The sequence below is a fragment of the Pseudomonas sp. NPDC007930 genome, from assembly GCF_042958985.1.
GTDB lineage: Bacteria > Pseudomonadota > Gammaproteobacteria > Pseudomonadales > Pseudomonadaceae > Aquipseudomonas.
The window spans coordinates 341,960-357,363 of sequence record NZ_JBIBKC010000001.1 but is presented as its reverse complement, the minus strand read 5'-3'; the positions used below and the strand labels follow the sequence as shown (position 1 = coordinate 357,363).

The following is a 15,404-nucleotide window of genomic DNA, read 5'->3' as shown; positions in this document are numbered from 1 at the left end:
CCACGAGATTTATGTAAGTTCTTGATTTACGGGGTAACACAGAACCCGTGGGAGGCCGGCTGTGCCGGGCGAAGGGCCCTCAAACCGAGCCCTACAAACTGATCCCCACATCGAAAATAATGCTGCGCCCCAGGTTGGCCCGGAGAAAATCCGGCGCATCCGGGTGCGCGTACAGCACCCGTACAAAGGTTGGCCCCACCAGCGTGAGCGAGCGCCAGCCCTGGCGCAGGTACTCGGTGGGCGGCGGGAAATGGCTGTTGAGGTTGAGGGTTTCACGCTTCAGGCTAACGAACGCGATGATGTCCAGCTCAGACAAATCCAGCCCGCGCTCCACGTAGTTGGCGGCCTTTTTGCGCAAGGTCGGCCCCAGCCGCTGCAGCAGCATCGAGGCGCGGATGCGCTTGGGCCGGGCCTGGCGGCGCACCAGTTGGCTGAGGGAGAACGCACTGCGCCGGCGTTGCAGCTCGGCGCGCCACTCATCGTTGAGGCGGCGGCCTTCGTCGAGCACAAAGAACACCTCGAAGCGCCCGTCACGGAACAGTACATCCGGCGGCTCTTGCCCGGCGGGCATGAACTCGTCGCTGCGGTAGGCGATGTTCAGCCCCTGCAGCAGGCGCTGGCAGACCCAGCGCTCACGCTCCCACTTGCGAGCATTGGACAGGAACGCGTTGGCTTGCTCGGCCTGGCTGGTGAGCAGGCGTAGAAAGTCGGCATCGTCCATCGGAGGGGTTCCGCGGTTTGCGTGTGGGGCCGGTGGCCAGGCTCAGGTACCCCACAAGCATAGCGGCGTTATTGCCGGGTTGGGTTCAACTCTTCGGAAAACAGCTCATCCTCGGCGTCTGGGGCCACCGGGATCTTGTGTTCTTCGGCCGCCCAGGCGCCCAGGTCGATCAGTTTGCAGCGCTCGGAACAGAACGGCCGGCTCGGCGCGCTGGCGGCCCATTCGACCGGGGCGCCGCAGGTGGGGCAATTGACAACGGTAGGGCTCATGCAGGGCCTCCAGGTAAAGACAAATAAAAGGCGTGCAGGCGGTCGACTTCATGCTGCAGCCAGGCGAGGTCTCGATCGTTGACGATCACGTCGTCGGCCACCGCCAGGCGCTGTTCGCGGCTGGCCTGCGCCGCCAGGATCGCCCGCACCTGCGCCTCGCTGGCGCCGTCGCGCTGCTGGGTGCGCGCCAGTTGCAGCGCCTCCGGCACGTCGATCAGCAACACCCGCCGGGCGCCGCGGCGTTGGCCGGTTTCCACCAGCAACGGCGCGGCATAAATGGCGTAGGGCGAGGTGGCGCTGGCCAGGCTCTGTTCGATCGCCTGGCCGATCAGCGGGTGCAGCAGCGCCTCGACCCAGCGCCGCTCCTCGGCGTTGGCGAAGATCCGCGCGCGCAGCGCGGCGCGGTCAAGCCGGCCCTCGGCGGTGAGGATGCCCGGGCCAAAGTGCTCGGCCAATTGCGCCAGCGCCGGTTGGCCCGGCTCGACCACCCAGCGCGCCGCCTGGTCGGCGTCGACCACGTGCACGCCCAGCGCGGCAAAGCGCTCGGCCGCCGCGGTTTTGCCGCTGCCGATGCCGCCGGTAAGGCCCAGCACCCAGGGTGTGGTGTGTGTGTGGTTCATCGAAACCCAGCGAATTGCAGGTACAGGGTGGTTATTTCATCACCCCAGAGCAACGCAATCCAGCCCGCAACGGCCAAGTAAGGGCCGAACGGTAGCGCGGTGCCCGCCTCGGCGCGGCGCAGCCGCAGGATGATCACCCCCAACACCGCGCCCACCACCGACGACAACAGCACCGTCAGCGGCAGCACCTGCCAGCCGCCCCAGGCGCCGATGGCCGCCAGCAGCTTGAAGTCGCCAAAGCCCATGCCTTCCTTGCCGGTGACCAGGCGGAACAGCCAGAACACCAGCCACAACGCGCCATAACCAAACACCGCGCCCCACAGCGCATCGGGCAGGGCGGTGAACAGGCCGAAGGCATTGGCGATCAGCCCCAGCCACAGCAACGGCAGCACGATCACGTCGGGCAGCAGTTGGGTGTCGGCGTCGATCAGCGTCAGGGCGATCAGCCCCCAGGTAAGCAGCAGGAACGCCCCGGCCTGCCAAGTAAACCCGAAATGCCAAGCCACGAAACCACTGAGCAGGCCACAGGCCAGCTCCACCAGCGGGTAGCGCGGGCTGATGCGCGCCTTGCAGCCCGAACAGCGGCCAGCCAGAAACAGGTAGCTGATGACCGGGATGTTCTCGTAGGCGCGGATGCGGTGGCTGCAATGCGGGCAGGTGGAGGCGGGCACGGCCAGGTTGTAGCGCGGTTGCTCAGGTTCCTGCGGGAGCTGCAGGTATTCCCGGGATTGGGCCTGCCACTGGCGGGCAAGCATGATCGGCAGGCGGTGGATCACCACGTTGAGGAAGCTGCCCACGAGCAGGCCCAGGATCAAGGCGCACAGGGCGGTGGCCAGCGGGGCGCTGGCCAGGAAGTCGATGGCGGGCATGGGTTAGACGACGGAACCGAGTTGGAAGATGGGGAGGTACATGGCGATCACCAAGCCGCCGACCAGCACGCCGAGTACGGCCATGATCATCGGCTCCATAAGGGTGGTCAGGCTGCCGACGGCGTTGTCGACCTCTTCTTCGTAGTAGCCGGCGACTTTGTCTAGCATGTCGTCCAGGGCACCGGATTCTTCGCCGATGGCGGTCATCTGGATGGCCATGGAAGGGAAGATTGCGGCGCCGCGCATGGACACGTTGAGGGGGATACCGGTGGAGACTTCTTGTTTGACCTGGTTGACGGCGCGGCGGAAGACCACGTTGCCGGTGGCGCCTGACACTGAGTCCAAGGCCTCGACCAGAGGTACGCCGGCTGCGAAGGTGGTCGAGAGTGTGCGGGCGTAACGGGCTACCGCGGATTTGTAAAGAATGCCGCCAATGATGGGGATTTTCAGGTAAAGGCGGTCCATGAAGTCGCGGAATTTTTCACTGCGCTTGTTTGCTTGTACGAAGGCAACACCCACTGCGATGAAGCCACCGATGACCATATACCAGTAGCTCTGGACGATCTCTGACAGGTTGATGACCATTTGCGTGAAGGCCGGGAGTTGAGCACCGAAGCCTTGGAACACGACTTGGAACTGAGGTACTACCTTGATCAGCAAGATACCTGAAACAACTACAGCGACCACCAATACAGCGATGGGGTAAGTCATGGCCTTTTTAATCTTGGCCTTGAGTGCTTCAGTCTTTTCTTTATAGGTCGCCACCCGGTCCAGCAAAGTCTCCAGTGCGCCGGCTTGTTCACCGGCATCTACCAGGTTGCAGTACAAGTCATCAAAGTACTTTGGGTACTGCCGAAGCGCGTGCGCTAGGGTGTTCCCAGAGGCAACTTCGTTTTTTAGGTCGAGTACCAGTTTACTCATGTTTTTGTTATCCACGCCCTCGGCAATGATGTCGAAAGCCTGAAGCAGCGGTACCCCGGAACGCATCATCGTTGCCATCTGGCGGGTGAAGAACGCAATGTCGAGCGGCTTGATCTTCTTCCCGCCACCAAACATGGGTGTACTTTTTTTCTTGATCTTGCCCGGGTTAATACCCTGCTTACGCAACTGCGCGCGAACGAGGGCCAGGCTCTGGCTGCTCATTTCACCGGTGACCTTGGCCCCTTTACGGTCCAGGCCTTCCCAGGCGAACGTGGTCATTTTTACTGCCTTTGCAGCCATGTGTTAATCCTTGGTCACGCGGTTGACTTCTTCGAGGCTGGTAACCCCTTGCATGACCTTTGCCAACCCAGACATCCGCAGGTCGTTGAAGCCTTCCTTGCGCATTTGCGCGGAGATGTCGATCGAGTTGCCGTTTTCCATGATCAGGCGCTGCAGGGCCGGCGTGATCCGCACCACCTCGTAGATGCCCTGGCGGCCTTTGTAACCACCGTTGCACACCTCACAGCCCACCGGCTCGTACACCGTGAAGGTGCCGACCTTGTCTGCCGGAAAGCCTTCGGCCAGCAGGGCCTCGCGGGGGATTTCCGACTCCTTTTTGCACTGCGGGCACAGCTTGCGCGCCAGCCGCTGGGCGATGATCAGGTTCACCGAGGTAGCAATGTTAAAGCTCGCCACCCCCATGTTCTGCAGGCGGGTCAGGGTTTCCGCGGCGCTGTTGGTGTGCAGGGTTGACAGCACCAAGTGGCCGGTTTGCGCGGCCTTGATGGCGATTTCAGCTGTTTCCAGGTCACGGATCTCACCGACCATGATCACGTCTGGGTCTTGCCGCAGGAACGAGCGCAGCGCCGAGGCGAAATCCAGGCCCTGGCGTGGGTTCACGTTGACCTGGTTGATGCCTTCCATGTTGATCTCCACCGGGTCTTCGGCGGTGGAGATGTTGATGTCGACGGTGTTGAGGATGTTCAAACCGGTGTACAGCGAAACGGTTTTACCCGAACCGGTCGGCCCGGTGACCAAGATCATCCCCTGCGGCTGTTTCAGCGCCTGCAGGTACAGTTCTTTCTGGTTGGCCTCGTAACCCAAGGCGTCGATGCCCATCTGCGCGCTGGACGGGTCGAGAATCCGCATCACGATTTTCTCGCCCCACAGGGTGGGCAGGGTGTTCACCCGGAAGTCGATGGCCTTGCTCTTGGAAATGCGCATTTTAATGCGCCCGTCTTGCGGTTTGCGCCGCTCGGAAATATCCAGGCTGGCCATGACCTTCAAGCGCGCGGCGATGCGCGCCGCCAGGTTGATCGGCGGGCGGGCGATTTCGCGGAGCATGCCGTCGGTGCGAAAACGCACCCGGTAAGCTTTTTCATAGGGCTCGAAGTGCAGGTCCGAAGAACCGCCGCGAATCGCATCGAGCAGCATCTTGTTGACGAAACGCACCACTGGCGCATCATCGGCGTCCTGAGTGATGGGCTCGTCCCGATCATTGCCGGCGCTATCGACATCGACCCCGTCAAGGTCCACATCGGCCAACTCCTCCAGGCCGGTGGCGCTGTTATCGAAGTAGCGCTCAATGGCATCGGTGAGCTTGTCGTCTTCGACCAGAATGGCCTCGGCGGTCAGCCCGGTGCTGAATTGAATGTCGGTGATCGCCTGATGGTTGGTCGGGTCCGCCAGGCCGACGAACAGTTTGTTGCCGCGCTTCCACAAAGGCAGCGCCCGATGCTGGCGAATCAGTTTTTCACTCACGGCCGCCTTGGGCTGGGCTTCGCGGTCCAGCGCGCTGAGGTCGAACAGCGCCACGCCAAACTGGTCCGAGGCGACCTCCGCCAGCACCCGACCGCCGATCACCTTGTTCTGCACCAGGTAATGAACGAGCGACAGGCGGCCGCGCTGGGCCTGCTGGTAGGCCTGCTGGGCCGCCTTTTCGGTAAGAAGCTGGGATACGACCAGTTGCCTGGCCAGGCCGGTAAGGGCGATGTCGTTCATCTGGGCATTCCGAAGCACTGCATGTGGCGAGTGTTATAGCGTAGTCGGGCGGGGGTGCCAACTTGGGCCGGTGAGGTGACAAATTTTGTCAGAGGAGGCGCGGTTGTGACAGGTGTGGCGCGAGCGCAAGTGGGAAAAGGCTGAAAATTCGCATGAGGCTGGAGTGGCACGCGGATTGCTAAATCTCTTTCGACGGGGCTGTTCCCTCACAGGAGACGTTGTAATGAAGAACCAAAAGGGCTTCACGCTCATCGAATTGATGATCGTGGTTGCGATCATCGGTATTCTCGCTGCTATTGCGATCCCGCAGTATAGCCGCTATCAAGCGAAATCGAAGCTGACTTCTGGCATGGCAGAAGCTGGTGCCCTTAAAACTGGTATTGAGGACCAAGTCAATCAGGGTACCAACCCAACATTGGCAGGTGCCGGTAACTCTACAGCGGTGACTCAGAACTGTACTTTGGCAATCGCTGGTAACGCTGGGCAACCAATTACTAGCACCTGCACCATCCGGAACGCACCTTCGTCGATTTCCACTGCTACAGTCACTTGGACTCGTGACGTCAACGGTGGTTGGACTTGTGCAGTAGCAAACGTTTCGGATCTCACCATGGCTCCACGTGGCTGTGGCGGTACGTAATAGTGCGTGATGCTTTAGCGGGCGTCACCCAGCGGGCGCAGCTAAAGGAGACATCGTGAAAACACGGACTTCCGGATTTTCGCTGATAGAGCTGATGATCGCGGTCGCGATCATCGGCATTCTCGCAAGTATTGCAATTCCGCTGTTTACTCAGTTTTTGGCAAAATCTAAAATATCCGCTGGACTTTCCGAGATTGGTGCTCTGCGCGCAGGCGTGCAGGATGCTATCGAGAACAATGAGATATCGAATCCTACCCTGAGTCAGATTGGGGCCCCGTCAAATTCAACGAACTGTTCGCTCGCTCTTACCGTGCAAAGCGGCATAACTACGCTTTCTTGTACGTTAGTGAATCCGCCTAGTTCCATTTCGGGGGGGGTTGTTTCTTACATCCGAAGTGCAGGTGGCGCGTGGACTTGCCAGATGAATTCTGCTATCGCTGCTAGCTACGTACCATCGGGTTGCGTAAGAGGTAACTGATTTCATATTAAATCGTTGAGTTCCTACCCTTGAGATGGTAGCTTACGCGCCGATTGCCGGTGTAGCTCAGTCGGTAGAGCAGCGCACTCGTAACGCGAAGGTCGCAGGTTCGATTCCTGTCTCCGGCACCAGTCAATAGGTTCATGCAGTGCCAAGCAGTCGCATGAAACCCCTCAGAAGCCCGCCTAGTGCGGGCTTTCTGTTTCATGCAGTGCCATCCGATTCCATCCCAGCCCTTGCTATCTGAGTACCCCCTGCGAGTACCTTTGCGCTGTTCAATAATCTATGGGTACTCGCATGCCTTTGACAGCGCTGCAAGTGTAGAACGCTGCACCCCGTGAAAAGGATTTTGGCCTCGCTGACGGAAGTGGCTTATTCCTCTGGGTTCGAGCCGCCGGCGGCAAGTCTTGGCGCTTCCGATTCAGGCTGGACGGTAAGCAGTCACACATTTCTTTGGGCACTATCGACAACGTGACGTTGGCGCAGGCTCGCCAGCTTGCGTTTGATGCACGCCAGCTGGTTTCACAGGGGCGGCATCGAGGCCTTGAGAGAAAGGTCGCTCGGGCCCAGGCGGCGATTTCTCGTGCCAATACCTTCAAAAGCCTCGCACTGGAGTGGCATCAGCATAAGTCTGCACGCTGGTCAGAAGGGTGTGCGACTGACGTCATCAAGGCTTTTGAGCTGGACATCTTTCCGCAGGTTGGAAGCTTGCCTCTGTCGGAGATCAAGCCTATGCAGTGGTTACAGGTCTTCCGCCGCATAAAGTCGCGTGGGGCTTTAGAAAAGCTACGCAAGGTTCGACAGCGCTGCCAAGAGGTGTACCGCTTTGCGATTGCCACCGGCAGGGTCGAGTACAACCCCATTGCAGATATCGGAGGGGCACTTCAAACGCCTACCTCCCGGCACGAGCGGCTAGCTGGCTAGACACCACCTATTGAGGTGTCCGGAGAAACTTGACCAGACCAGGAGGAGCTCCGTATGAGAACGGTTCTGTTGTGTCTTGGGCTTGCAAGTGCAGGCTTCTGTGTGGGCTCTCACTGGCCGGCACTACTCTGGGTCATCGTCGTGTTGTGGGTGGTGGGGGTTGCGCTGTGGGTTCTGGCTGAATGGCTGGAGCGGAGGGGGCGCAATCAATGATGCGCGCCAATCTAGACGAGTTGGTGATCGTGAGCTGTTTGTTTCCAGCTATGAGGTGGTCAGCTTCTATTGCGCGATCCGTGCTCATCGCCAGAGAGGGTAACGTCCTTCGCTTGTACCGTATGCCGATGCTGTTGCGGCTCGACGAATTTCGCGCCGAACTCTTTGTCGAGCAACTAAACCACATGGAGCCACATCACCAAGATGGGTGATGTTAAAGTGATGTCGCTCTGTGACGCATCGCCTTTTGGCTATAAGTACTCAATGGATGAATGTTATGCGTACGCTGTTTAAATTTGCTTCAGTCGCTGTTGCCGGTGCCATCATTACTGGATGCGGTGGCGAGGATTTCACTGGAGCTTATAGATATCATGAGCAAATCTCAAAAGGCGCAATGGTGCAACATATCCATGGTGATGAGGCAGAAATCTTCGCAGATATTGTCGCATCTGGTATTAAGCCGGTGGGTAAGCTCAGCGTTTCGCAAAAGGACGGGAAGCTCCTCCTTGACGATAAAAATAGCTCATTACGATTGGTGATGAAGCGTAATGTTGATGAGCAAAGTTTGGACTGCCTCAACTGTAAGGTGCTCGGTTTGAGGACGGATGGTCTTGTCTGGAATTATGACCCGAAAGGGCCGTATGACGTAGGCCAGCTACTCAAGGAACAAGCCCGTAAAAAAGAAGAGGCCTTGAATGCTGAGCTGGAGAAGATGCAGAAGGAAGCTTTGGAGAAGGGGGGCGGGATATGGAAGCCCGGAAGCTGACACCGTTCGAAGGCGACTGGGTTTTACAGCGAGCTACGAAGTATGATCCGTTGACTATCATGGGCATCTGGCGCGCTAAGCAGATCAGAATTTGGTCCTTCAAATTTGAAACTATGGATCGTCTTAGCTATAAGCTTCCAGGCTTTGAAGTGACAGACGCCGGTTTGACAGTCGGCGAAGGGCATGGTGCGAAGCTGTATTCCCTAAGCGCTGACAAAAAAATACTGACCTGCTTGACTTGTGATAAACCAATGACTTGGACTAAAGCCGATCCCAAAAAAGATCTAAGTGATCGGCACTATGCTCGTCAACTGGCTGGTAGTCTATAGTGTCATTGTAATAAATTAATTTTGACCGGTTTAGTACTCTCTGCGCTAGCCGGTCATTTGTCGAGTTATGGGTAAGTTTAAATGATGGGCTGTGTGAGTAATGATTTCGTTAGGTTAGGTTTCGCAGCTTATTTTTCTGCATGTGGATATTAATTGTTTGCTGTAAGGATCTTTGTCTAAGCCGTGGCGAGGAAGCCATGCGGCTAAGTTTTTTAGGATGTTCTTGTTTTGGACTTGTCTAGCAATTCTTGATAGTTTTTCGCGTGACGTGCGGTGCTCAGGATAGCCGATAGAATTAATAAATGCTGCTAGTAATAAGTGCAAGGAAACTAATCGATCCCAGCGCAAGCGGTCTTCTGCTACTGATAATCCTCTGAAGAATTCAAAAACAGGTTCGACAATTTTGCCGAGATCGAGTATCTCATTGCTTGTGAGGATTTCGCCATTTTTACTTATGCAAGCTTCACTATAGTCGCGCAGCTTGTCAGAGAAAAAATGATCTACTGGGTTTGAGGCGTCGTAGTTGAGTCCTTTGAAAAGCTCAGCATCAGTCATACACCAATGTAGTGCTGCTGCATATTTTACAAATGTTAAGTCTTGTTTAGATGAAATTCGCGAGTCAATATAGATTGCTTGACGTTCGAAGTCGCGAATGAGTGCGAAAACTGTTAGGAATCGGCTAACAAAACTATTAAGGTAGTAGTTTTCTTTGTGAGAAATGCGATCTTTAACCAGCCACCCTTTGTCGTGATTAGAGTAAAGGTTGAAGAATCGATAGTTTAGGCTGTTTCCGGCATGTAATAGTCGTCCGTGGCTACGCCCGATAATTGCGCGGAGAGCTTTGCGCTGCTCGTGATCATAATCAGCCATAAGTTTTTTTCGGTGCTCACGAATACGAAGAATGTAGGCGGCGGCGGCTGATATTGCAGTTGATATTAGGGATGTTTGAAGGACTGTGGTGTTAGATGATAGTAATTCCGTTAGCCAAGTCAGGTCCATTTATATGCTTTTCTCAATTATGTTGTTGGTCGCGATTAGCTGTATTTTAGCTAATTAATCTTCATCCGTAAAATTTTTTGTCATTGCCTCTGTGAGGTCATCATTAAGCGGTCATGATCGCCAATGACCCAGCCCCTTGCCTGGCTTCTTCGATCCAAAGCTCCTGGCGCAGCAATAAGAAGATCTGATATAGTTGATCAATTAGTGATGGAGTCATTTGCACAACATATGGTGCCGGATATGGAGTCAAGACTAGACATGGAGTGTGGCTCAAGCCCCGCCTCGAGGGGGGCGGCAGGTGCTTATATCGAAGGCGAACTTGGTGCTCTGTATTTGCTCTCTCTATTGACCGCGAATCGGGCGCCGGGACTGCCTGATGTCCAAGTCACCAGCGTACGATTTCAAGGCACTGAGCAGGGTTTTAAACTGGATGATCTTGTCGTTTTTGGCGTTGGGCTTGTGGGTGACTCCATCCTCGAGATCCAGTCAAAGCGGGATATAACCTTCTCTCCAGGGGACAGCGTCTATCAAGACGTTGCACTTCAAATTGCACGGAGCGAGGTAGGTGCTGTCCCGGCAGATCGTCATCTTTTGGGTATTGCTACGCAGCGAACCAGTCGCAAAATCTGCGGAGCTTATCAAGACGTACTGAAATGGGCGCGCGCACTGGATAGTGCGGTGTCGTTCTTCTCTCGAATAAACGCCAAGGGCGTCGCTAGTAAGGATATGCGCGATTTTGTAGCAACTACGCGTAAGAATCTGATCGTGGGCGGTGTTGCTGACAACGATGATGCGATCTGGCGACTGCTAAGGCGGATTGTCATTCTCGAGTTTGACTTTGAAGCGGCATCACCTCTCTCGCGTACCTACGGGATTGCGCTAGCACGTATGGCTCTAGCTGACGAGGACGCAGGTCGTGCCGAAGCACTATGGAGTCGTCTGGTCGATCTATCAGTCAAGACAGGCACTACCGGAGGTCAAGTTGATCGGACGACGCTCAAGGCCAATCTTTCTGCCGCTGGGTTTCTACTCGCTGGAGATAGGGATTATGGCGCGGCGCGTGCAAGGCTTGCTGAGCTCTCACAAAATACGCTTTCCCATATTGGCGCAACTGTATCCGGGGTGAATTTGCCGCGCCTGAGTGCAATAGCGGCTATTGATGATGCCTGTGAATCGTTTCGGTTTGTCGAAGTCTGTGGAGCCCCTGGCGTCGGAAAATCGTGGATTCTTCGCCATCTCGCTGAGCGTTCAGCAAGTCGTGCACCGATAATATTCCTAGACCGAGAAGCTACTCCTTCTGGTGGCTGGTTGTCGTTTGCAAATGCGCTTGGCATTCCTGGATCGGCAGCTGAGTTCCTTACAGACCTGGCCGCGAGTGGCGGCGCTTTGCTCTTCATAGACGGTCTGGACATGTTTGACGATGCCGGATGCCAGCGCACTATCGCCGAGCTCGTCAGGGCCGCAAGCGAGATCCCGGAATTTCGGGTGATTGTCACCAAGCGCATGCTCGCCAGCGGCGATCTTGAGTTCTGGCTGGACGATGAGATCATTGCTGCAATGGGGGGAGCGCATCCGATAGAAGTCGACCCCCTATCGGATGAGGATGTAGAGATCCTGGTAGATCAAGCACCGGAAGTCCGATCACTGCTGGATCCGACTCATCCTGCCGTCGGGCTTACTCGGAATCTCTATCGGCTATCACGTTTATTGAAGGTACCTAGCGCTACCGGAATCCGGACCGAGGCCGCGATGGCTCGGTTGTGGTGGAGTAGTGCGGATGGCGCGTCTACAAACGACGTTCGCGCCGCGCAACGGCTAATGGCAGCGGTTGCTAAGAATGCCCTGAAAGGTGAGAAAGGGTTGGAGGTTTCCGAAGACTCTAAGGCGCGTTTACATCTGATCGAGAGGTTAACGTTCAGAGAGGTGCAGCGTGACCGGCTCGATTTCTGGCACGACGTGCTGCGCGATTGGGCCATAGGTAGCTATATCGCCGAGCAGCCTCAGCGTTTAGCAGATCTGGACTTGAGTGTGCCGATCTCGCCGCGTGTTGCTCGAGGCGTCGAGTTTGCTGCTCGCCTCATACTTGAGTCGGGGAAAGACTGCAGCGGTTGGCTTCTCTTGCTTAGGCTGCTCTCCGTGAATCGAGCTCATGGATCCTGGCGACGTCAAGCGATCCTAGCTCTGTCGCGCTCGGAGGCTGGGTATGAAATGCTTGGAAAGTGCAGCTTAGGATTACTTGCGGATGAGGCCGCGCTCTTGATTGAGTTGTGCACGACGATTATTGCGGTCGAAACCGTGGCAACGGTTGATCTTATGACAATGCCAGGCGTGACAAAGGTCGATTTGCCGCGCTCCCACCGTACAGATGTTACCGGAGCCGCAATGCTGGTCCTGCGCTGGGTGCTAGTACATTTAGCCGAGATCCCGATGTCGGCAATTAATGCGGTGGTCGATCTAGTGAAAGTACAGCTCAGTTTCATCACGCATCTTGAGCGGTTCGCTCAAGAGATCGCTGCAATGTTATTCAGTTGGCTTCGACAGCTAGACGTCCGCGACGCCACCGTGACGATACCGGATGAGCGGCAACGGGGATGGGGCGTGAACCAGGAGCGAAGCAACATGATCGAGCAACTTCGATCCATCACGCTGTTATTCGGCAAGTTTGCGCCTGATGAGCTTAAGGCCTATCTCAGGGAGATTGGCAACGAGAGAGACAGATTCAAAGCGGATGCTATCCGGCAGTTTTCGGCTGTAATCGCGCCGGTTGCACCCGCAGAACTGGTGGGGCTCGTATTGGGGAGTCTTATCCAGAAGAAGAGGAATGAGCACCGTGATCGCATGATGACGCAGGCCTTTACCTTTGCGGACAGCAACTATTTACCGGCTTCACCGACACAGCCGCCATTTCTAGAGCTGTTGAAGTCAGCGCCTCATGAAGGCTTAAAATTGATCCGAACGCTCGTCGCAGAATCAGTAGCATTCAGCTCCGACCGCAGCGCGGAGGTAGACGGCTTTACCGTTGACTTAGGCGAAGGTCCACGCTTCTTCCCCTGTACGGATACTTATCTCTGGTCGCGGGAGCAATGCCGAGACTATTCCACGGCTTCTGGATTGAAAGCGCTCGAAGCATGGAGTCAGCAAAGGTTAGATGATGGCGTTCCGGTCAATGAAGTACTCGCAGATATCATTGGGCCTCGGGGCAGTTGCGCGGCTTATCTCCTAGTTGCGGTAGATGTACTGCTGTCGCATTTTAAGGTGGCGCGCGATGCGCTAGCTCCGTTCATTGCGGACCCGGAGCTGCTAGCTACCGACCGCATGCGCCGGGACCATGATCACCTAGGATTCGGCATCGATCAGTTCACGATTGGGAAGGAGCCGCAGGCTGAGGTCGGTCTCGCAGACTTGAGAGGGCGTCCTTCGCGACAGGTCTGCTTGTTCGACATTGTATGCTTCTATCTGAATGATGATCCTGTGGCGAATCGTCTGCGTGAGCACATGGCCGCCTCTGTAGCGACTCTTGAGCCCGTTCAACCTTACTCAAACTGGAGCGACGCGCGCTTCATCGCGCGAGTTGCCAACAATATGCTGCAGCCGTCAAATTGGATAGAGACTGAGAACGGGAAGCTGAACTATCGTTCCCCTGCAGACGAAGCCGCGCATCTTAGCGAGATGGAGAAACGGCAGGTAGAGTTCATGCGTTCGACTGAAATAGAGGCCCGCATCGACTTAGCGATTACAGGCAGAGATGAGCATGCTACCTCTGCCACGGCACGCGACGCGATTATGTACGCAGGCGGAGATTTACCCGACGATAGGGATACTGACTATCTCAAGTCTAGATCAACCCGACTAATTTCGACGGCTCTGTTGGCGGCTCGAGACGGCGACAATGCCTTAATTGCTGCCGAAGAACCGTGGATCCGTAAGGTCATTGCAATCGCGCTAGAGGAGCTCTCCGATCGAGTTGGCGGATCAGGAGATTCGCTGCGATTCAATCGACCAGCGATGGCGATCCTGGCACTGATCCACCTCTGGGCACGGAAGCCGAATGAGACGGATAGGAATTTGCTAATCCGGCTCGCGATGCGTCACGACGGAAGCGCGGTGTCAGCATTTTCAGCAGGCATTGGTCGTATCCTCAGTGCCGAGCCGAGGGTGTTCAAGGCAGCAATGCGAGCTGCGTTCGCAGGCATGACGTGGCGTTGGAAGAGCTACGATGACGAAGATGAGACAGAGCAAGCGCGTTTCAACGAGGAGCAAAGTGCGGCACTTGAGATTGCAGTGCTGGCCGAGATCGCCTGGCTAGATGGCGGCACCGAACCTTTGTGGCCGACTTGGCCCGATGAGCGTCCGCAGCTACGGCGTCGCTCGCGCATACGACTCCCTAGGCTCGCATCGCCAAAGGAGCCTGAGGACTCCGAGACAGCAGATTCTGGTGTCGTTGAGCCACCGAATCTGATTCACATCGATAGCAAGACGGCAGCCAAATGGCTGGAAATAATACAGATCTCCTCCACTGAAATGATCAATTGGCGGCAAGAGGTGGTGAATTCCTATGCAGGATGGACTGGTCGCATGAATGGGCTCAATCTGCCGATAGATATTGAGATTGAAAATAGCCCGCATGAATGGAATCTCTCCTACTACTTGTTGTTTGCTGAGCGGATGCTCGATGCCAGTGACGCTACGTTTGAAACTGAGCTAAAGCTCGTGACAGACCTGCCGGATGCGCCGTTCGGTGACGTTGCGCAAACGGTGATCCACGCCGCTGACGCACTCTATTTCAATCATCAACAGCGCTCGGCTGAACGGATTGCCGATTTGCGAGCTCACCTCGCAAAACGGGTGATGGAACTTCAGCGTTGGAGACATTCTAGCGATCCGGCCAGCTCAAGAATTGACATGGAGAGCGGCGGGATTGTGGCCAAGATGATGTTGAACACCTATGACCCCTTCAACGGCACGCGTAGCTATCTGCCTGCCGCGTTGTTTGATCGCGTCGACCCCCTCCTTCCCTCTTTGAGGCCGCTGCTGCCCGGTGGACCGACTGCATTTGTCGCTCTGTGCACGATGAATCTGCTTCTAGTTTCGACACGCGTACGCCATCTCAATTTTCTGCTTGAGGCGACCGAGGCCTGGTTTGATCGCACGCATGCGCCGAGCCTATGGATAGACCTGAAGATCGGACGTAAAGTTGTCCAATGGCTTGAAGCGGCCATTGTTCAGGAGCCGGAGGTGCTAGCTCCAGCGTATCCATCTCGAGCTCGTATTGATCGTATGCTTGGACGGTTGGTTGCAGTAGGCATCGCCGAAGCTCATGAAATCGAATTGAAGGTCGAAGCAGCGGCTTGGTCGTCGAATCCTGATTGAGTACCTTTTTGAGTACCTAAAAGAAATAATAAACTTAATTCCTCAAGGCAGCGACTTGGCCTGATCGGAGGGGTGGTTCTCAGAATTAGGAGCCGGTGGCAGGGGCCCTGATAAACAGGGCTGGCCTCAGGTTGAGAAGCTACAAGCGTAACGCTGGCTGCAGGCCTGCCTGTTCATTCGCCGTAACGATTTACCGATTGGGGCTTTGCAGGCTGCTGGCGATAATTTCCGCCCGATCACCCCTGATGCCCTCGCTGCATGCGCCGCAGCGCTCCCCGGAGGTA

At 56.1% G+C, this 15,404-nt stretch carries 13 protein-coding genes, 1 tRNA gene and 1 pseudogene; 8 read left to right on the top strand and 7 right to left on the bottom strand.

The window, feature by feature from the left end; all coding sequences use genetic code 11:
• Positions 1-91: 91 nt before the first annotated feature.
• The 6 genes from ACFZCE_RS01665 to pilB all read right to left on the bottom strand — a co-directional run bounded on the left by ACFZCE_RS01665 (position 92) and on the right by pilB (position 5,401).
• Complete coding sequence (locus ACFZCE_RS01665; protein ID WP_390935468.1) at positions 92-721, bottom strand: DUF1780 domain-containing protein; 630 nt, start codon at positions 719-721, stop codon at positions 92-94.
• Between the two features lie 68 nt (positions 722-789).
• Complete coding sequence (gene yacG / locus ACFZCE_RS01660; protein WP_390935467.1) at positions 790-990, bottom strand: DNA gyrase inhibitor YacG; 201 nt, start codon at positions 988-990, stop codon at positions 790-792.
• Positions 987-1,610, bottom strand: coding sequence for a dephospho-CoA kinase (gene coaE / locus ACFZCE_RS01655; RefSeq protein WP_390935465.1), 624 nt, complete (start codon positions 1,608-1,610; stop codon positions 987-989). The genes yacG and coaE overlap by 4 nt, the downstream gene beginning before the upstream one ends.
• Positions 1,607-2,479 (bottom strand): prepilin peptidase, encoded by an 873-nt coding sequence (locus tag ACFZCE_RS01650; RefSeq protein ID WP_390935463.1) that lies wholly within the window; start codon positions 2,477-2,479, stop codon positions 1,607-1,609. Before ACFZCE_RS01650 ends, coaE begins: the two co-directional genes overlap by 4 nt.
• Positions 2,480-2,482: 3 nt before the next feature.
• Positions 2,483-3,700, bottom strand: a complete 1,218-nt coding sequence (locus tag ACFZCE_RS01645; RefSeq protein WP_390935462.1) for a type II secretion system F family protein — start codon at positions 3,698-3,700, stop codon at positions 2,483-2,485.
• 3 nt (positions 3,701-3,703) lie between these two features.
• Positions 3,704-5,401 (bottom strand): type IV-A pilus assembly ATPase PilB, encoded by a 1,698-nt coding sequence (gene pilB, locus ACFZCE_RS01640; protein ID WP_390935460.1) that lies wholly within the window; start codon positions 5,399-5,401, stop codon positions 3,704-3,706.
• 223 nt (positions 5,402-5,624) lie between these two features.
• Here pilB and ACFZCE_RS01635 point away from each other — a divergent pair, with 223 nt between their 5' ends.
• From ACFZCE_RS01635 to ACFZCE_RS01605, 7 genes and pseudogenes are all read left to right on the top strand, one after another.
• Positions 5,625-6,041: a pilin gene (locus ACFZCE_RS01635; protein WP_390935459.1), complete on the top strand. Its 417-nt coding sequence runs from the start codon at positions 5,625-5,627 to the stop codon at positions 6,039-6,041.
• A gap of 55 nt (positions 6,042-6,096) precedes the next feature.
• A complete protein-coding gene (locus tag ACFZCE_RS01630; protein WP_390935457.1) occupies positions 6,097-6,519 on the top strand; it encodes a pilin in 423 nt (140 codons plus the stop codon).
• Positions 6,520-6,574: 55 nt separating this feature from the next.
• Positions 6,575-6,650, top strand: a tRNA-Thr gene (locus ACFZCE_RS01625).
• 214 nt (positions 6,651-6,864) lie between these two features.
• Positions 6,865-7,062: pseudogene (locus tag ACFZCE_RS01620) on the top strand (Arm DNA-binding domain-containing protein); the annotation flags it as partial.
• Positions 7,036-7,443, top strand: coding sequence for a tyrosine-type recombinase/integrase (locus ACFZCE_RS01615; RefSeq protein WP_390936431.1), 408 nt, complete (start codon positions 7,036-7,038; stop codon positions 7,441-7,443). The pseudogene ACFZCE_RS01620 and the gene ACFZCE_RS01615, both read left to right, overlap by 27 nt.
• Before the next feature lie 490 nt (positions 7,444-7,933).
• Positions 7,934-8,422, top strand: a complete 489-nt coding sequence (locus ACFZCE_RS01610) for a hypothetical protein (protein ID WP_390935456.1) — start codon at positions 7,934-7,936, stop codon at positions 8,420-8,422.
• A complete protein-coding gene (locus ACFZCE_RS01605) occupies positions 8,404-8,751 on the top strand; it encodes a hypothetical protein (RefSeq protein ID WP_390935454.1) in 348 nt (115 codons plus the stop codon). The genes ACFZCE_RS01610 and ACFZCE_RS01605 overlap by 19 nt, the downstream gene beginning before the upstream one ends.
• A 114-nt stretch (positions 8,752-8,865) precedes the next feature.
• Here ACFZCE_RS01605 and ACFZCE_RS01600 read toward each other — a convergent pair whose 3' ends face one another.
• Positions 8,866-9,750 (bottom strand): hypothetical protein, encoded by an 885-nt coding sequence (locus ACFZCE_RS01600; RefSeq protein WP_390935453.1) that lies wholly within the window; start codon positions 9,748-9,750, stop codon positions 8,866-8,868.
• Positions 9,751-9,873: 123 nt separating this feature from the next.
• Between ACFZCE_RS01600 and ACFZCE_RS01595 the strand changes: the two genes are divergently transcribed.
• A complete protein-coding gene (locus ACFZCE_RS01595) occupies positions 9,874-15,120 on the top strand; it encodes a hypothetical protein (protein WP_390935451.1) in 5,247 nt (1,748 codons plus the stop codon).
• The last annotated feature ends 284 nt before the right edge of the window (positions 15,121-15,404 follow it).